The organism is Micromonospora purpureochromogenes (genome assembly GCF_900091515.1).
Classification (GTDB): domain Bacteria; phylum Actinomycetota; class Actinomycetes; order Mycobacteriales; family Micromonosporaceae; genus Micromonospora; species Micromonospora purpureochromogenes.
Map to the genome: position 1 here is coordinate 5,239,057 of NZ_LT607410.1, position 16,477 is coordinate 5,255,533.

Genomic DNA, 16,477 nt, shown 5'->3' on the forward strand with positions numbered 1-16,477 from the left:
AGGTGCGGCGTTCACGAGCGGCGACCCGGCGGCCCGCCCTGCACCCGCACCGGGCCCTCGCGGTCGGGGCGGTGCTGATGCTCGCCGCAGGCCCGGTGGCGCTCGCCCCCGCGCCGATCCCCGGGGAGTCCGCGACCCCGGCCGCTTCCGCACCACCGCCCGGCACGGGGGGCACCCGGCTCTACCGTGAGCAGTGCGCGAGCTGCCACGGCGACCAGGGGCAGGGCACGCAGCGGGGACCGTCCCTGATCGGCGTCGGGCCCGCCTCGGTGGACTTCCAGCTCTCGACCGGACGGATGCCGGTGTCGCGGGAGGTACAGCAGCCTCAGCGTCGGCAACCGGCGCTCTCGGCCGACGACATCGCGGCGCTGGTGGCCCACGTCGACAGCTTCGGTGGCGGCGGCCCGCAGATTCCCCGGGCCGCGGCGGGGAGCCTGACCTCCGGCCGGGAGATCTTCGCGGCCAACTGCGCCCCGTGCCACGGCGCGACCGGCTCCGGGGCCGCGCTGACCGCCGGCTGGAGCGCCCCGCCGCTGTACGACGCGACGGCGACGCAGGTGGCCGAGGCGGTCCGCGTCGGCCCGGGGCTGATGCCGGTCTTCCCCGGTCAGGTGCTCGACGACCAGCAGGTCAACGACGTGACCGCCTACGTGCAGCGGCTGCGCAGTGAGCGGCTGGACCGGGGCGGCAACCCGCTCGGCCGGCTCGGCCCGCTGGCCGAGGGGCTGGTCGCCTGGGTGGCGGTACTAGCGCTGCTGGTGGCCGCCGCCCGATGGTTGGGCAGGAGGGCGGGGGATTGAGCGGTCGGTGTCCCTCGACGAGTGAGCGGGCGGCGAGCCGTCGCGTCGTCGCCGCCTTCCTGACCAGCGCGGCCGGGGGGATGGGCTTCGCGGTGACGTACAGCCTGGGCGGCAACACCCGCTGGGAAGGGGTCTGCCTTGCGGTGGCCTTCGCCGGACTGGCCGTGGGCCTCGCCGTCTGGGGGCGGCGGCTCGTGCCGGTCGGCGGCTACGTCGAGGAGCACGAGGGCTTCGCCCCAACCCCGGCGGAGCAGGCGATGAGCGCCGCGGTGCTCACCGCGCCGGACAGCCCGGTGCGGCGGCGGGGCCTGCTCGCCGCGCTCGGGCTGGCGCTGACCGCGCTCGGCGCCGCCGCGCTGTTCCCGCTGCGCTCCCTGCTGCCCTTCCCCGGTGCCCGCCCGGTCCAGGACCTCAAGGACACTCCGTGGCGGCCGGGCGTGCGGCTGGTCGACGCCGACGGACGACCGTTGCGGCCGCGGGACGTGCCCGCCGACACCGTGGTCGGCATCTTCCCGGAGGGCCACCTCGACGCCGGGGACGGGCCCGCCTTCGCGGTCCGCCTCGACCCGGCGCGCTTCTCCCGGCCGCCCTCCGGCGGGCATCTCGACGGCCTGGTCGTCTACTCGCTGCTCTGCACGCACGCCGGCTGTCCGGTGCGGCTCTACCTCAAGGGCGCCGCAGGGGTGCTCTGTCCCTGCCACCAGTCGTCGTTCGACCTGCTGGCGGACGCCCGGCCGGTCGCCGGCCCGGCTGCGCGGGCGTTGCCCGGTCTGCCGATCGAGGTCGGCCCGGACGGCTTCCTCCGCGCGACCGGCGACTTCACCGCCCCACCCGGCGCCGGCTTCTGGAGCCGGCCGTGATCACCGACCGGCTGGCCAGAGCGCTCGACGACCGGCTGCGGCTCTCCCCGATCACCCGCCGAGCGCTGGCGAAGGTCTTCCCCGACCACTGGTCGTTCATGCTCGGCGAGATCGCGCTCTACTCGTTCGTCGCGCTGATCCTCACCGGCGTCTACCTCACCTTCTTCTTCGACGCCAGCTCCGCCGACCGGGTCTATCACGGCGACTACGCCCCGCTGGACGGCGCCACCACCTCCGCCGCTTACGCCTCGGCCGTGCGGCTCAGTTGGGACGTCCGGGCCGGTCTGCTGATCCGGCAGACCCACCACTGGGCCGCGCTGGTCTTCGTCGCGGCGATCGTGCTGCACCTGGCCCGGATCTTCTTCACCGGGGCGTTCCGCAAACCCCGTGAGCTGAACTGGCTGATCGGCGTGACCATGCTGACGCTCGCCCTCGCCAACGGCTTCACCGGCTACTCCCTGCCCGACGACCTGATCTCCGGGGTGGGCCTGCGGATCATCACCTCGGTGGTGGAGTCGATCCCGGTGGCCGGGGCGTGGCTGGCCGCCCTGGCCCTGGGCGGGGAGTTCCCCTCCGACGAGATGATCCCCCGGATGTACGTCACCCACGTACTGCTGGTGCCCGCCGTCCTCGTCGCCCTCGTGTCGCTGCACCTGGGCATCCTGGTGCGACAGAAGCACACCCAGTTTCCCGGCCCGGGACGGACCGAGCACAACCTGGTCGGGTCGACGCTGTGGCCGAGCTACACACTGCGCACGCTCGCCCTGTTCGCCTGGGTGCTGGCGGTGCTGTTCGCCCTCGGCGGCCTGGTGCAGATCAACCCGGTCTGGATCTACGGCCCGTTCGAACCGGCCCAGGCCACCTCACCTGCTCAACCCGACTGGTACGTGGCGTGGGGCGACGGCGCCCTGCGGCTGTTCCCACCCCTGGAGTTCCGCATCGCCGGGTATCTGGTGCCGGCGCCGTTCTTCCCCGGCGTCGTGCTCGGCGGGCTGACCTTCCTAGCCCTCTACGCCTGGCCGTTCGCCGAGCGGCTGCGCACGAAGGACCACCGACAGCACCACCTGCTCGACCGGCCCCGCGACCACCCGGCCCGGCTGGCGGTCGGGGTCGTAGCGCTGACCTTCTATGCGCTGCTGACCGTCGCCGCCGGGGACGACATCCTCGCCCGGCTCCTGGGGGTGCCCGTCCACGACCTGCTGTCGGTGTTCCAGGTGCTGGTGCTCGTCCTGCCGCTCCTCGCCGGACTGCTCGCCCTCCTGGTCGCGCGGGCGCTGCGCCGCGGCGACGCCGCCGGCATCGGCGAGCTCACCCGCGCGGACCTGCGGCGGGCGGCGCGGCGGGCGGCCCCCGGGTCCGACGGCGAGGGTCGCTCCGGTGCCTCCGACATGCTCGGCAGGGACAGGCCGGGGGAGCGAATCGAGATGTGGCCGGAGGGCGACCTGTGGCGGTGGCGCTACCGGGACGAGGCACGGCACATCGTCGTCACCGCGAGCCGGGCGGTGCAATCGGAGGAGGAGGCGGTCTCGGCTTCGCGGCTCGCGTACCCCGGGGTCGACCGGCTGGTGGTGCCCGGGCCGCCGCCGCCCCCACCACCCGGCCCGGTCCGGGTCGCCCTGCGCCGGTCGGGCCGCGCCGCAGCCGCCGGGTCGCTACTGCTCGCGGCGCTCGTCGACCGGCGGCGGGACCGCCGGCGACAGGAGCGGGAGCGGACGGATCGCGCGTCGCCGCCGGAGCCGTCGGACGAGACGACGACCGGCGCCGGGCGGACATGAGACAGCTACGGCGGTGCGTCGCCGTGATCCGGTCGACTCGCCTGCGGGGCCCCGCGGTGCAGCGCGACCGGGTTGAGCCGGAGCAGGGTCCGGGGACTTGGCGTCCTTGGTGTTGCGCGGTCCGGACTATGGGCGAGGAACGATGGACAGTCGGAGGCCGGTCTCCGTTTCCTCGATGAGCACTCGTTCGCCGTGGCTGTGGTCTGGCAGCATCGCGTCGTACATTTCTTCGTTGCTGATCTCCACAGTGCGACCGGACCGGCCGATGAGGACGATGAGTACGGCGCGCAGGTTGACGTCACTGAGGTAGCGCATGGGAGTCGTCTCCGTAGGTCCTGCTGCTCGGTTCGACCTGAAGGCAGGTCAGTCCCGGCGGCCGGGAGGCCGTCGGCCGTTTGGAACCGGTCGACGCGGCGCTGCAAGGCGTGCGCTGGATCTCGCCGACGAGGGCCGCGATGGTGACGAACCTGCGGGTTGGTGCGCCAGCGTGGACTCGGCGTGTGTTGCCTTCCCGGGTAGGTCCCAGCAGGGCGACTCTCACCGGGCTGTCGGCTCGCCGAGTTCGGCGGGGTCGAGATGCAGAGTCGCGAGCAGTCCCGCGTGCCGGGTGGTGTCGACCTGCTCCGGCAGCTCCCGCTCGACCCAGTCGGCCCTGGTGTGCTGGCCGCGTCGACGCAGCGCGGAGACGATCGTGTGCCGGGCGATTGTCATGCTCTGCTCCTCGGTAGTGACGGTGGGAAGATCACCGGTATTCCGCCGCCTCGGCGGAGGTGCTGCCGGCGCGGACGCCGGTTCGACCGGCGCGAACTTCCCGGCTGGTCCAGCCTCGGCCGGGCGGGAAGCGACGGCGGAAGGGGCATCGGGGGCGGTGCGGAGACGGCCGCCCTCCCCCTCCCAGGTGCGCCTGCCCGCGCTGTCGGCCCTCGCGTCGGACATGGTGCCTGCGGCGGTGAGCAGCTGCGGAGCATGGACCCGGTTGCCGGCGGTGGCGGCGAGCGCCATCGCCGCCTCGGCCAGGTCGGCCGCGGTCTCCGGTGGCACGACCAGCAGGTCGACCCGGTCGTCGTTGAGGCAGATCGCGGTCAGCAGGCTGGCGGGCTGACTGGTGAAGTAGCCCAATCGCAGGACCCTGCCGTCGACGGCCAGGCGGCGCGGATTGCCGTTCCAGGTGTCGGCGCTGAGGACCAGCCGGACGATCGGCCCGCGCAGTAGGTCGATGGCGAGGATGAGGCCGGGCAGCTCCGCGAGCGGATCTGTCGAGCGGGGCCACCAGCCGCCGTCGAGCAGCGTGCGCGTGGACCGGGTCGGTTCGATCCGAAGGCGCGGTGTCGACGGCGGCGATGGGGGAGCGAGGGCGTTGGTCGATGGCATCATGTCGGATCCTTTGTCGCCGTGACCGGGGTGTAGCGGGTGAAGTCGTGCGCGGAATTGCGTCATGCGCTGGGCGGGATGCCCGGTTCGCCGACCCGTCCGGCCGGGTCGTCGGTTGCCCCGCTCAGCGGCGGCCCTGCAGCTGGGCGATGCGGACGGTGCCGAGCACCATGGCGACTGTCGCGAGCGCTGCGGCGCGGACGCTGATCCGGGTCGCGCCGGCGCGAGTCAACGGCACCGGGGCCGCTGCGAAGGTGGGGAGTGCTTCCCGATGCTCCGACGGCGGGAGATCGGTCGGTCGGGCCACTGCGAACCGGGTGCGGTCGGGTACGAACATGGCATCGCCTCGGGCGGAGCCGGCGTGGCGGGCACCTCAGGAGTGGGATGTCGTCGATTCCGGGATAGCCCCAGCCTACGCGTGTCCGGGCCGGTCTGATTCTGTGCCGTCATGGTTCCTCGGCCCCGACTGCCCGGTTCTGCTGGTGTCGCGCTCGCCGTCCGGTTGCTTGCCGAGTGCCGCATTTACTGAGCGTGACGGTTACCGCATCGGCTCAACGACTGGGCGTGATCTGGGTACGGCTCGCCCGATCAGGTACCGTCCCCTGTTACACCGTCTTCGTACCAACCCTGGCTGCTCGTCATACGGGGGCCGAATCGGAGGGACACAGCGTGAGGTTCAATAGCGCAGTCCGCAAGGCTGGCCTCGTCGTGGCGATCGCCGCCCTCGCGGTGAGCGCGGGATGCGCCAAGAAGGACGAGAGCGAGGTCCAGGCGAACGGGGTCAAGCTCGTCGAGAAGGGCAAGCTGACCGTCTGCACCCACCTGCCGTACGCGCCCTTCCAGTCGAAGGATGCCAGCGGCAAGGTGGTCGGGTTCGACGTCGACGTGATGGACCTGGTCGCCAAGGACCTGGGCGTCGAGCAGACGATCGTCGACACGCCGTTCGAGGGCATCAAGTCCGGCCAGGACCTGAACACCGGCAAGTGCGACGCGGCCGCCGCCGGCATGACGATCACCGAGGAACGGCAGAAGGTGATGAACTTCTCCGATCCTTACTTCGACGCGACCCAGGCGATGTTGGTCAAGACCGGCAAGCCGTACAAGTCGCTCGACGACCTCAAGGGGAAGAAGCTCGGCGTCCAGGCCGCGACCACGGGTCGTGACTACGCCCGGAAGTTCGAGAAGGAAAAGGGCCTGCAGCTCGTCGAGTTCGAGGATCTCGCCGCCCTGCAGCAGGCCCTCGCCAACGGCCAGATCGAGGCCGCCATCAACGACCTGCCGGTCTGGACCGAGTACATCAAGGAGCACCCGGGCGGGTTCGAGGTGACCGCCGAGTTCGACACCGGCGAGCAGTACGGGTTCTCGGTGAAGAAGGACAGCAACCCGGAACTGCTCAAGAAGATCAACGAGGTGCTGGCCAAGGCCAAGCAGGACGGCACCTACGGCAAGATCTACGAGAAGTGGATCGGCAAGCAGCCGAACGCGTGATTCAACCGCCTGGCAGGAGGGCGCGCGCCTGGCGCGCGCCCTCCGCGTCGGTAACCTTCGCACAGTCAAGGAGCGTCGAACGGTGAAGCTGCGACGCCGCCAGCGAGAGCGGCTGTCCCTCTGGCTCCAGTACCTGGCCTTCATCGCCATCATCGCCGTGGTGATCTTCGCCGCGGACTGGGACAGGCTGCGCGAGGCGTTCTTCCGCGTCGACATCATCAAGTCGATGTTCCCGACGATCATCACCGTCGCGCTGCGCAACACGATCCTCTACACGCTGGGTGCGTTCGCCTTCGGCCTCGTGTTCGGCACCATCCTCGCGCTGATGCGGCTGTCCCGGGTGGCTCCGTACCGCTGGGTCGCAACGGCGTACATCGAGCTGTTCCGGGGTCTGCCCGCGCTGCTGGTGCTCTTCCTCGTCGGGTACGGCGTTCCCATCGCCTTCCCCGAGCGCGAGATTCCGGGCGGCGTGTTCGGTTCGATCGCGATCGGTCTCGGATTGACCGCCGCGGCGTACATGGCCGAGACCATCCGGGCCGGCATCCAGGCCGTGCCGAAGGGGCAGATGGAGGCGGCGCGCACCCTCGGCATGTCGCACTTCAGCGCGATGCGCACCATCGTCATCCCGCAGGCGTTCCGGGTCGTGATCCCGCCGCTGACGAACGAACTCATCCTGCTGACCAAGGACTCGTCGCTCGCCTACGTGCTCGGCGTGACCGCGCAGACCATCGAGGTCACCAAGTTCGGTCGGGACACGCTGAACGACCGGGTGAACGCCACCCCGCTGCTGGTGGCCGGCTTCGCCTACCTGGTCATCACCCTGCCCCTCTCCCAGGTGGTACGACGCCTCGAACTCCGCTACGCCAAGGCCCGGTGACGCACATGACGACTATCCAATCCCGGCCCGCCGTCGAGATCCGCGACCTGCACAAATCCTTCGGGCCGCTCGAAGTGCTCAAGGGCATCGACTTCGAGGTCGGCCACGGCGAGGTGGTCTGCGTCATCGGGCCGTCCGGATCCGGCAAATCGACGCTGCTGCGGTGCGTCAACCTGCTGGAGGAGCCGACTGCCGGCAAGATCTGGGTGAACGGGGTCGAGATGACCGACCCGGATGTCGAGATCGACTCCGTACGCCGCGGCATCGGGATGGTCTTCCAGTCGTTCAATCTCTTCCCGCACCTGACCGTGCTGAACAACCTCACCATCGCCCAGCGCCGGGTGCTCCGGCGCGGCCGCGCCGAGGCCGAGCAGATCGCGCGGGAGAACCTGGAGCGGGTGGGCCTGACCGACAAGGCCGAGGCGTTCCCGGCGCAGCTCTCCGGCGGGCAGCAGCAGCGGGCGGCGATCGCCCGATCGCTGTCGATGGAGCCCAAGCTGATGCTCTTCGACGAGCCGACCTCCGCGCTGGATCCGGAACTGGTCGGCGACGTGCTCACCGTCATGCGCCAGTTGGCTGAGGACGGCATGACGATGATGGTGGTCACCCACGAGATGGCGTTCGCCCGGGAAGTCGCAGACCGGGTCGTGTTCATGGACGGCGGCGTGGTGGTCGAGCAGGGGCCGCCGCAGGAGGTGCTCGGCGCACCGCGGCACGAACGGACCCGCTCGTTCCTCTCTCGGGTCCTCGACCCGACGCGGGTCGCGCAGCTTGGTCAGCCCGACCAGTCCCCCGAGCCACCGGAGCCGCCCCGCCTGCCGGCCGACGACCGCCACAACCTGTGACAACTGCTCGTCGTCACGTTCGTGAACGCCGGTGCAAGCGCATGGCCAGGTCGTCGTCGATGAGGTATCGCAGTCCGGTCAACCGGTCGTAGGTACGCCCACTCGCCTCGGGCCAAGCGGAATCCCCATGATCTACTGATGAATGACGGGGGAGCGGGTTGGGAGCAATCCCGGCGCCGTCCTCGGTAGCTCGGGGGGTCATCCTCGCTGTCCCGCGTACGACGGAACCTGGGCTAGGCTCCGGCGATGAGTCCGACCTCGTCCGGCCGACCGACCGACGATTCCGCGTTGGATCCCTCACCGGGCACGATCCGCGAGATGGGTATGGAAGCCGTGGAGTGGGTCGCCGCCTACCACGGCTCGATCCGCGACCGGCCGGTCGCTCCGCGTACCTCGGCTGCCGCGCTGAAGGATCTACTCGCCGAGCCGCTGCCCGTCCAAGGTCGCGATTTCAGCCAGCTGCTCGACGTCTTTCGCGATGTGATCGTGCCTGGTAGCCGGCACAACGGGCATCCGCGCTTCTTCGGGTACGTCTCCGCTCCGGGCACGGCCGTGGCATCGGTGGCCGACTTCCTCGCCTCGGCGCTGAACGCGAACCTTCCCGCCTGGCGATCCGCGCCGGCCCCCACCGAGTTGGAACACGTAGCGATCGACTGGATCAAGGAGGCGCTCGGCTGCGCCCCCACCGCTGGTGGACTCTTCATGAGCGGCGGCTCGATGGCCAACTTCGCCGCTCTCGCCGCAGCGCGGCACCGTCACTGCGGCGATGTTGTCGCCAGGCACGGCGTCAGCGCCCACCCCAGGCCGCTACGGATCTACGCCTCCCAGGAAGCCCACCATTCGATCCACAAGGCGGCCGCCCTCCTCGGCATCGGGCGCGGGAACGTACGAGAGGTCGCGATTGACGCGCGCTTCCGGATGGACGTCAACGACCTGGTACGCAAGATCGAAGAGGACCGGGCCGCGGACGCGGATCCGTTCTGTGTGGTGGCGAGCGCGGGCACGGTGGGCACCGGTGCGGTCGACCCGCTGACGGAGATCGCGGCGACGGCGAAGCGGTATGGGCTGTGGATGCATGTCGACGCCTGCTACGGCGGCTTCGCTCGGCTCGCCCGCTCGGCCCGCCCGCTCTTCGACGGCTTGTCGGAGGCGGACTCGATCGCCCTCGACCCGCACAAGTGGCTATACCTGCCCGCCGACTGTGGCTGTCTCATCTACCGCGACCCCGAGGCGGCGCGCGGCGCCTTCGCCCTGGACGCCGACTACACCCGGGTCATGCAGACCGAGCCCGCCGAGGCGTTCACGTTCTGGGACTACGGCCCGGACCTCTCCCGGCGCTTCCGGGCCCTCAAGGTCTGGATGGTGCTGGCCCACGCCGGTTCCCAGGCTGTCGGCGAAGCGATCGAATCCAACCTCGACTGCGCCCGCTACCTCGCCGAACTCGTCGACGCCAGCGACGACTTCGAACTGCTCTCCCCGGTGGAGCTCTCCATCTTCTGCTTCCGCTACCTGCCCCCGGCAGCACGTACCGGGCCAAGATCGGGGGTCGACGGGCAGGAACTCGACCGCGTCAACGAACGGATCCTGGTGTCGCTGCAGGAGTCCGGTAGCTCGTATCTGTCGAACGCGACCATCAACGGCCGGTTCGCGCTACGCGGCTGCGTACTCAACTACCGCACCACACGGAAGGATATGGAGGTGCTGCTCGACGACGTACGCCGCGCCGCCGAGCAGGTGCCCGGCGCCACCGACTGAGGTTCGCTGCGCGCACCGTCTGCTGGCACCTTCAACGGCCCGCCGAAGGGGTTTCCGGACCGGGGAGCGGATTGGGAGCAGCCGGGTGCACTGAACCGCATTGCCGCGCCTGGCTGGTGCCGGCTGTCGTCCTGGGACCGCTGACGCCAGCCAAGAAGGTCTTGGAGTATCGACGTGTGCCTCTGGCCCCTCCCGTGCTGGCGTCGGCATGGATCCGAGAGCTGAAACTCGAATCCCGCCGGCAACCCCCTGACCAGATCTTCCTGCGCGGTGACCACTTCGGCGAGCCCGAAGTCGTCAGCATCCGTGGCCAGCGCATGCTCGAAACCCTGCCCGCGGTGGCCAGGTGGTCGGACGCTCCGGTCGCAGGGCGCATCCGACGACCGCGGCAGCCGTGCCGGCGATCAGCGCGCCGCTGGCGTTCGCACACTGATCACGAGTGCTGCGTTCCTTGTTCGTCCGCGACCTGAATGATCGTCTTGCCGGGCGTGCGGAGGCGGCGGGCAAACGCGGAGGCCGCTTCGGAAAGCGGTCGCACGGCGCCGACGATGGGGTTGAGCCGTCCGGTCCGGAGGCGCTGGGCGAGGTCGGCCAGCCGGGCGCGATCAGGTTCGACGACGAAGAAGATGGCTCGCCCGTCCTTGGGCTGCACCACGGATGGCATGGCGATGCTGACGAGGGTGCCGCCCGGGCGTACCAGTTCGGCCGATCGCTCGAGGATGTCGCCGCCGATGACGTCGAACACCACGTCCACCTCGCCGACGTGCTGCAAATCGTCGGCGTCCAGGTCGAGGAAGGTCTGCGCGCCGAGACCGAGCGCGACATCACGGTCGTCGGCTCGGCCGGTGCCGATCACACGGGCGCCCACCTCCCGCGCGAGTTGCACGGCGAGCGAGCCGACGCCGCCCGCGGCGCCGTGAATGAGGACGGTCTGGCCGGTCGCGAGGTGGCCGTGGTCGAACAGTCCCTGCCATGCGGTCAGTCCGGAAATGGGCAGCGCGGCGGCCACGGTGTGCTCGATGTCGGCCGCGAGGGGGGCGAGGTTGCGAGCCTCCACCGCGGTGTATTCGGCCAGCGATCCGTTGCGGGCCCAGTCGGTCAGTCCGAACACCCGCTGGCCCACGGTGAGGCCGGTCGTTCCGTAGCCGAGCTCGACCACAACTCCGGACAGCTCGTGCCCGGGGATGCTGGGTGTCCGGTCGCGACCGGCGCGATCAGACCACGTTGCCGGCCAGTCGAGCTCTCCGGGGGTGAAGCCTGCGGCGTGCACGCGCACGATGACGTCGTTTTCCGCAGCGTGGGGGTAAGGCATGTCGGTCAGGTTGAGCCCGCTGACACCTGCGTCACGGTCTCGCACGGTGATCGCTCGCATGCTCGAATCCCTTCCAAGAAAGTTCGTCGGTATGGGGTGGTTGTGGGTGTGGGGGCTCAGCACGGGGTCCGCTCGTGGTGCGCGTGGTGCCGGTCCGCGGAGGTCGCAGATCGCCCGTCTTCGGTGCGCTGGTGAGCTTGTGTCCGATCAGCTCGGCCAAGGCGAACCGACGATGCGCTCGACCGTCGTCACGCGCTGGAAGCCGGGAATGAAGTGTTCGAGCACGTCGGAGTTCACGGTGCCGTTCGTGGTTTCAGGGCGGTTCCTCAGCCCGTCGACGTAGGTTCGCAGAAACTCGTTCTTGAAGTCCCCTCGTGGATGGGCGGCGAGGATTTCGCCCAGCTGATCGTGTTCCAGTCCGTCCAGGCCGAAGCCGAGCACGTCGGTCAAGACACCGAGGTACGTGGTCGCGATTTCCGGGGCCATCCGGTCGGGGATGCCCGGCGTGGTGTGCAGCGCGATCGCCGTCCAAACGGTCTCGGCGGCGGCCGTCGCGAACCCCCGGTCCAGGAGGAACTTGCGCGCGTGGTCGGCGCCATCGACTTCGAAGCGCTGCTCGACGTCGGAAAAGGGAGTCAGGAGGCCGGTATCGTGGAACATGGCCGCCAGATAGAGCAACTCCGGGTCCGGTTTCACGCCAAGCTTGTGAGCGTGAATCAGGCTGAAGAAGAAGACCCGTCGGGAGTGGTGGTAGATGAGGGGGCTGGTCGTCTCCTGGATGCGCCTGGTCGCTTCGGCGACCGCCGCTGTCTCAGGAATCTCCAACCCCGCGATGACCTCTGGCATGGTCTCTGACCTTCCGGAAAATATGTGCGGAGCGTGTTTCCGACCTCCATGCTGCCCACCGATCGTCGTACGGCGCCGCCTTGGTTCGGCCAGGAAACACCTATATCCGGACAGGCGAGATCGCAGTCGCGTGCTCCACCACGTCCCGCCCCGGGCCCCCGCCCGGGTCCGCGCCATCGGCCACGGCTTCCCTGCCCGCCGGGCCGGCCGTCCAGCGAACGACCTCGGGACGGCTCTCCGGATCGAGCCGGACCGTGAACGCGTGGCCGACGGGTAATTGACTGGCTGGCAGTGCGGCCGGGTTGATAGCGTGCCCCCAGATCCGTGGCTCGGCCGAGGAGGTGAGACCCGTGAACGCAGTTCGCACGTGGTGCTCCCTCCCGTCACGGACGGGCGACTGACGTAACCGTCGCCGGGAGCGCCCATCAGGATGGCACTCCCGAAAGGCACCAAACCATGCATTCTGTACGTTTCACCGCTGAGACCTTGTCCGACGGTGTCGTCGAACGCGACTTCGTCGTGGGCGAGATCCCGGGTGTGCTCTGGGCACCCGTATCCGGCGCCGATCATGCCCCGATCGTGCTCGTGGGGCACAACGGCGGCATGCACAAGAAGGCGCCGGGCCTCCGGGCCCGCGCCCTGCACACCGCGGCCACCTGGGGGTTCAATGTCGTCGCGATCGACGCCCCGGGACACGGCGACCGCCCGCGTACGGACGAGGACGAGCAGGCCCGTGCGGAGATCCGGGAAGCCGTGACGGCGGGTGACACCCCGCGGTTCGCGGCGGCCAGCGTCTGCTTCATGGCCTCGCTCGCGGAACGGGCCGTAGCGGAATGGCAGGCGACGCTGGACGCCCTGCAGGCGTTGCCACAGATCGGCCCGGACGCGCCGGTCGGCTACGGCGGGGGCATCTCGATGGGCACGGCGATCGGGGTACGGCTGACCGCGGCCGAGCCCCGGATCACCGCCGCGATCTTCGGCGGCGGGTTCTTTGTGGACGAACCGGTGATCATGGCGGCGCGGCAGATCACCGTGCCGGTCCAGTTCCTGCTGCCGTGGGACGACGAGCACGTCGACCGTTCGTCCGGGTTCGCGTTGTTCGACGCGTTCGCCTCGGCGGAGAAGACGTTGCACGCGAACGCGGGCGACCACCGCAGCGTCCGGTGGGTCGGGGTGGACGACACGTTCCTGTCCCGCCACCTCGGCCGGGCCTGACCTGACCGGTACCGGCGTCCGGCGCGAAGCTGGGCACCGGTACCGGCGATAACTGCAGCATTCGCGGCGACGAATGACTCCAGATGCTGCCTTTTTGCGGCTTGCACGATGAGCCTTTTCATCGTGGCGGTGCCGGTCACGATGAAAAGGCTCAATAGTCGTAACGTGAGCAACCTCGCCCACGAGGACCCCCGTCATCTCCGGTAATGGCGTGCTACCAATAAACGGTGTCCATGCCTCCTGTCTCGCCGACCCAACGGCGGTCAGTGCCGCCGGGCGCTCACCGCGCGGATCCGGCTCCGAAGGGACCGGAGTGGTGAACGCTGGTCCCCATCGCGTCGCGATCTTCGTCTACGACGGAGTGACATTGCTGGACGTCGCCGGTCCCGCGCAGGTGTTCAAGGAGGCGAACCGGTTCGGTGCCGACTACCGGATCGTGCTGCTGTCGCCGACCGGTGCGGACGTAACGTCGAACCTCGGGGTCCGGATCGCGGTCGACGGCGCCGCCTCCTCGGAGCCGGCTTTCGACACGTTACTGGTGACCGGGTCCGACCTCTATCCGCGCGCCCGTGTCCCCGCCGACCTGGCGGACGCCGCACGGATACCGGCGGCTGTGGCCGGCCGGGTCGCGTCGATCTGCACCGGGGCGTTCGTCCTCGCCGCCGCCGGCGTCCTCGACGGCAAGCGCGCCACCACGCACTGGCAGGTCGCGCACGAGCTTGCCGCCCGGTATCCGACGTGCCGCGTCGAGCCCGACGCGATCTACGTTCGCGATGGCACCACGTACACGTCGGCAGGGGTGACGGCCGGTATCGATCTGGCGCTCGCTCTCGTCGAAGAGGACCACGGGCCCGACCTGGCGCGCGACGTCGCACGCGCCTTGGTGGTGTACATGCAGCGTGCGGGCGGCCAGTCCCAGTTCTCGGCACCGCTGCAAGGACCGCCGCCCCGCTCGCCGGCTCTCCGCAAAGTCACCGACTTGGTGACGGCGAACCCCCGCGGGGACCACTCGCTCGGTGAACTCGCGCGACACCTCAACGTGAGCACCCGGCACCTCACCCGGCTTTTCCACGACGAGCTGGCCACGACACCGGCCCGCTACGTTGAAAACATCCGATTCGACATGGCCAGGGCGCTGCTCGACCAAGGACACACCGCGACGCAGGCCGCGACCCTCGCCGGGTTCCCCAGCTACGAAAGCATGCGACGGGTTTTCGCCAGGAAATTGTCGATCAGCCCCGCCGCCTACCAACGCCGGTTCAGCACGGCCCGCCGCGCCAACGCGGGTTAGTACTACTCCAGTTGCAGTTGAGTGAGCCGGTGTCTTCGCTGGTAGTGGCAGGTCCGGGCGCGGTATTGGGGGCTCCGCCGAAGCCGCTTGCTGATCCCGTCATCTGCGACTCGGATCCCACCCGCAACGTCATGACCAGCGCTTCCTGCGTGGTGACCTCTTCGGCGGACCCGAAGTCGTCAGCGTCCGTTGGGTTTCGCTGACCAGCGGCGACATCCCCAACTGTCGACTGTGCGCGGGTGAGTCACAGGCTTCAGGAGGTTGCGCTGGACGCCGGCTTCAGGCGCTTTCGCTCGACAACGCTTGTTGCCGTCACCACACTCAGCGGCGGCACGTCCTTCGCGACAACGGCGCCCGCGCCGACGACCGAGCCGCGACCGATTCTCACTCCAGGGGTGACCGTGGCTGCGGCGCCGATCCACACATCATCCTCGATGACGATGGGCGCGTGCGTGATGAAGTCGTACCGTTCGTCGAGCTCGACGGGGTGCCCGGCCGTGCTCAGAGTCACTCGGGGACCGATCAGGACGCGGTCACCGATGGTGATGCCCCCGTAGTCGAGGAAGAAGCATCCCTGATTGATGAACACGCGCTCCCCGAACGATGCTCCAAGCCCGTAGTCGCAATAGAACGGGGGCAGGATGGACAGCGAGTCAGGGATCGGTTCACCGAAGATCTCGGCGAGTACCGCCCTGCGCGCGTCGAGATCGTCGAACGGCAGCACGTTGAGGCGCGAGGTCAGGTTCATGACGAGCTGTACGCGCTCCGCGAAGGCTCGTGACTCGGGCGTCCGTGTTCGTAAGCGTTGCTGGTTGCGCACGAGGCCATGCTGGCACGGCGAGTCAGAGACCCGGTGACGACCCACCGGCAGGGAACGCGTCACTCCGTGGTCGTGAAGTCCTCATCGAACGTCCGGATCTGCCGCCGACCGCGCGTCACGATGCGTCACGAACTCGTGGTGACGCTCGACGCTCGGTCATGTCGATGAGCGGACGGGTTCGTAGTGGCTAATCGGTTGCGACCTGGACGGCGCTCAGGATGCTCGACAGGCTGGCCGGGTGGGCCATCTTCAGGTCTGCGAGATCGCTGGGCCGAAACCAGCGAAGACCGTCGTGCTCCTCGGGTGCGGCGTTGACCGGTTCCCCTTCCCAGCGCGTGACGAGGAACGCGTGCATGTCGAGGGTGGGGTCATGCCGCTGATGGGGCGTTGGCGGATCCACCCGCGGGACACGTCCGGCTTTGCTGAGTACAGGATGTGTGAGGGGATCCCGGGTCAGGGTGCACGACGCCCGAAGCCCGCTCTGGTGCTCGAACGACGCTACGGTTGACGATGCGGCCCGTCCCCTGCAAGGAGCGCCCAACCATGATCCTCCCGAAGGTTCGGGACCCTCGCTTCATCACGCTTCGTCGCGGTGGGACCCTTACTGATTCGGATCATCATCTCCTCGCTCTTTGGGCGGCGTCGTGCGCGGAACACGTCCTTCACCTTTTCGAGTCGGTTCAGCCTGAGGACCCACGACCACGTGAAGCGATCGAGCACACCCGCGCCTGGGTGCGCGGTGAGGTCAAGATGATGCAGGCTCGCGCGGCGGGCGGCCATGCAATGGGCGCGGCCAGAGACCTGCGAGGGGCAGCACGGCATGCCGCGTACGCTGCTGGCCAGGCGGGGGCGGTCGCACACGTCGCCGCGCACGAACTCGGTGCGGCCGCCTATGCGATCAAGGCCGCACGTGCTGCCGCGCCGGAAGGCGAGAGCGATGCCGCAGGGCGACTCGAGTGCCGATGGCAGCGTGACCGACTCCCGGATGCGATTCGCGAGCTCGTGCTCGACGACCAGCGGTTGCGGAACGACATCTGCTGGTCGGTGTTTGACTGCTGAGCGGGCGTGGGGCTGCGGCTACTGGGCCGCCTCGACGGTGAGATCCGGGACGGGCAACCGGCGCGGCTGGTGGACGGCCTAGCCGAGGTACCTGCCACATGGGCCACCTTCATATCCCCTAAGAGACGGGTCCACCGACGGAGCCGGCAATCTCTGCCGTCAC

17 protein-coding genes are annotated in these 16,477 nt (G+C 69.5%); 10 read left to right on the top strand and 7 right to left on the bottom strand.

All coding sequences use genetic code 11. The features are described from left to right. The first annotated feature begins 2 nt into the window (after positions 1-2). Genes qcrC through qcrB form a run of 3 tightly spaced genes read left to right on the top strand, consistent with a single transcriptional unit; the run spans position 3 to position 3,435 of the window. Positions 3-800 (top strand): cytochrome bc1 complex diheme cytochrome c subunit, encoded by a 798-nt coding sequence (qcrC, locus tag GA0074696_RS23805; protein WP_088963157.1) that lies wholly within the window; start codon positions 3-5, stop codon positions 798-800. Continuing rightward, positions 797-1,660 carry a QcrA and Rieske domain-containing protein gene (locus tag GA0074696_RS23810; RefSeq protein ID WP_157746095.1) on the top strand — a complete coding sequence of 288 codons (864 nt, stop codon included), beginning with the start codon at positions 797-799 and terminating at the stop codon, positions 1,658-1,660. The genes qcrC and GA0074696_RS23810 overlap by 4 nt, the downstream gene beginning before the upstream one ends. Further along, positions 1,657-3,435, top strand: a complete 1,779-nt coding sequence (qcrB, locus tag GA0074696_RS23815) for a cytochrome bc1 complex cytochrome b subunit (protein ID WP_197700777.1) — start codon at positions 1,657-1,659, stop codon at positions 3,433-3,435. Before GA0074696_RS23810 ends, qcrB begins: the two co-directional genes overlap by 4 nt. 126 nt (positions 3,436-3,561) lie before the next feature. Here the strand turns inward: qcrB and GA0074696_RS23820 are convergent, their stop codons facing one another. From GA0074696_RS23820 to GA0074696_RS23830, 3 genes are all read right to left on the bottom strand, one after another. Beyond that, positions 3,562-3,750: a hypothetical protein gene (locus GA0074696_RS23820; protein ID WP_088963159.1), complete on the bottom strand. Its 189-nt coding sequence runs from the start codon at positions 3,748-3,750 to the stop codon at positions 3,562-3,564. A gap of 222 nt (positions 3,751-3,972) precedes the next feature. Beyond that, entirely contained in the window at positions 3,973-4,809 is an 837-nt protein-coding gene (locus tag GA0074696_RS23825) for a DUF5994 family protein (RefSeq protein ID WP_088963160.1), read from the bottom strand. 121 nt (positions 4,810-4,930) lie between these two features. Continuing rightward, positions 4,931-5,143, bottom strand: coding sequence for a hypothetical protein (locus GA0074696_RS23830; RefSeq protein WP_088963161.1), 213 nt, complete (start codon positions 5,141-5,143; stop codon positions 4,931-4,933). A gap of 332 nt (positions 5,144-5,475) precedes the next feature. On the opposite strand from GA0074696_RS23830, the gene GA0074696_RS23835 reads away from it, so the two are divergent. From GA0074696_RS23835 to GA0074696_RS23850, 4 genes are all read left to right on the top strand, one after another. Beyond that, the gene (locus tag GA0074696_RS23835) at positions 5,476-6,294 is read left to right on the top strand and encodes a basic amino acid ABC transporter substrate-binding protein (protein WP_088963162.1); all 819 of its coding nucleotides are present in this window, start codon (positions 5,476-5,478) and stop codon (positions 6,292-6,294) included. Between the two features lie 82 nt (positions 6,295-6,376). Continuing rightward, positions 6,377-7,171: an amino acid ABC transporter permease gene (locus tag GA0074696_RS23840; RefSeq protein ID WP_088963163.1), complete on the top strand. Its 795-nt coding sequence runs from the start codon at positions 6,377-6,379 to the stop codon at positions 7,169-7,171. Between the two features lie 5 nt (positions 7,172-7,176). Beyond that, entirely contained in the window at positions 7,177-8,016 is an 840-nt protein-coding gene (locus GA0074696_RS23845) for an amino acid ABC transporter ATP-binding protein (protein ID WP_088963164.1), read from the top strand. Between the two features lie 318 nt (positions 8,017-8,334). After that, entirely contained in the window at positions 8,335-9,771 is a 1,437-nt protein-coding gene (locus GA0074696_RS23850) for a pyridoxal phosphate-dependent decarboxylase family protein (protein WP_157746096.1), read from the top strand. 433 nt (positions 9,772-10,204) lie between these two features. Here the strand turns inward: GA0074696_RS23850 and GA0074696_RS23855 are convergent, their stop codons facing one another. Together GA0074696_RS23855 and GA0074696_RS23860 are read right to left on the bottom strand one after the other, a co-directional pair. Beyond that, on the bottom strand, positions 10,205-11,143 hold the full coding sequence (locus tag GA0074696_RS23855; protein ID WP_088963166.1) for an NADP-dependent oxidoreductase: 939 nt from the start codon (positions 11,141-11,143) through the stop codon (positions 10,205-10,207). 147 nt (positions 11,144-11,290) lie between these two features. Then, a complete protein-coding gene (locus GA0074696_RS23860) occupies positions 11,291-11,929 on the bottom strand; it encodes an HD domain-containing protein (RefSeq protein WP_088963167.1) in 639 nt (212 codons plus the stop codon). A gap of 456 nt (positions 11,930-12,385) precedes the next feature. Between GA0074696_RS23860 and GA0074696_RS23865 the strand changes: the two genes are divergently transcribed. Together GA0074696_RS23865 and GA0074696_RS23870 are read left to right on the top strand one after the other, a co-directional pair. Next, positions 12,386-13,144: a dienelactone hydrolase family protein gene (locus GA0074696_RS23865; RefSeq protein ID WP_088963168.1), complete on the top strand. Its 759-nt coding sequence runs from the start codon at positions 12,386-12,388 to the stop codon at positions 13,142-13,144. Between the two features lie 316 nt (positions 13,145-13,460). Continuing rightward, positions 13,461-14,435 (top strand): GlxA family transcriptional regulator, encoded by a 975-nt coding sequence (locus tag GA0074696_RS23870; RefSeq protein ID WP_088964764.1) that lies wholly within the window; start codon positions 13,461-13,463, stop codon positions 14,433-14,435. Positions 14,436-14,688: 253 nt separating this feature from the next. Here the strand turns inward: GA0074696_RS23870 and GA0074696_RS23875 are convergent, their stop codons facing one another. Together GA0074696_RS23875 and GA0074696_RS23880 are read right to left on the bottom strand one after the other, a co-directional pair. Continuing rightward, positions 14,689-15,255: a sugar O-acetyltransferase gene (locus GA0074696_RS23875; protein ID WP_088964765.1), complete on the bottom strand. Its 567-nt coding sequence runs from the start codon at positions 15,253-15,255 to the stop codon at positions 14,689-14,691. Positions 15,256-15,442: 187 nt separating this feature from the next. Next, a complete protein-coding gene (locus GA0074696_RS23880) occupies positions 15,443-15,655 on the bottom strand; it encodes an NUDIX domain-containing protein (RefSeq protein WP_197700779.1) in 213 nt (70 codons plus the stop codon). Between the two features lie 143 nt (positions 15,656-15,798). Here GA0074696_RS23880 and GA0074696_RS23885 point away from each other — a divergent pair, with 143 nt between their 5' ends. Then, positions 15,799-16,314: a putative immunity protein gene (locus tag GA0074696_RS23885; protein WP_088963169.1), complete on the top strand. Its 516-nt coding sequence runs from the start codon at positions 15,799-15,801 to the stop codon at positions 16,312-16,314. The last annotated feature ends 163 nt before the right edge of the window (positions 16,315-16,477 follow it).

What these genes read in the sequence shown, in the direction of transcription:
- GA0074696_RS23845 (WP_088963164.1), top strand. Translation starts at nt 7,177, where the DNA reads ATGACGACTATCCAATCCCGGCCCGCCGTCGAGATCCGCGACCTGCAC.
- GA0074696_RS23860 (WP_088963167.1), bottom strand. Translation starts at nt 11,929, where the DNA reads ATGCCAGAGGTCATCGCGGGGTTGGAGATTCCTGAGACAGCGGCGGTC.
- GA0074696_RS23820 (WP_088963159.1), bottom strand. Translation starts at nt 3,750, where the DNA reads ATGCGCTACCTCAGTGACGTCAACCTGCGCGCCGTACTCATCGTCCTC.
- GA0074696_RS23855 (WP_088963166.1), bottom strand. Translation starts at nt 11,143, where the DNA reads ATGCGAGCGATCACCGTGCGAGACCGTGACGCAGGTGTCAGCGGGCTC.
- GA0074696_RS23825 (WP_088963160.1), bottom strand. Translation starts at nt 4,809, where the DNA reads ATGATGCCATCGACCAACGCCCTCGCTCCCCCATCGCCGCCGTCGACA.
- GA0074696_RS23850 (WP_157746096.1), top strand. Translation starts at nt 8,335, where the DNA reads ATGGGTATGGAAGCCGTGGAGTGGGTCGCCGCCTACCACGGCTCGATC.
- GA0074696_RS23885 (WP_088963169.1), top strand. Translation starts at nt 15,799, where the DNA reads ATGATCCTCCCGAAGGTTCGGGACCCTCGCTTCATCACGCTTCGTCGC.
- GA0074696_RS23865 (WP_088963168.1), top strand. Translation starts at nt 12,386, where the DNA reads ATGCATTCTGTACGTTTCACCGCTGAGACCTTGTCCGACGGTGTCGTC.
- GA0074696_RS23830 (WP_088963161.1), bottom strand. Translation starts at nt 5,143, where the DNA reads ATGTTCGTACCCGACCGCACCCGGTTCGCAGTGGCCCGACCGACCGAT.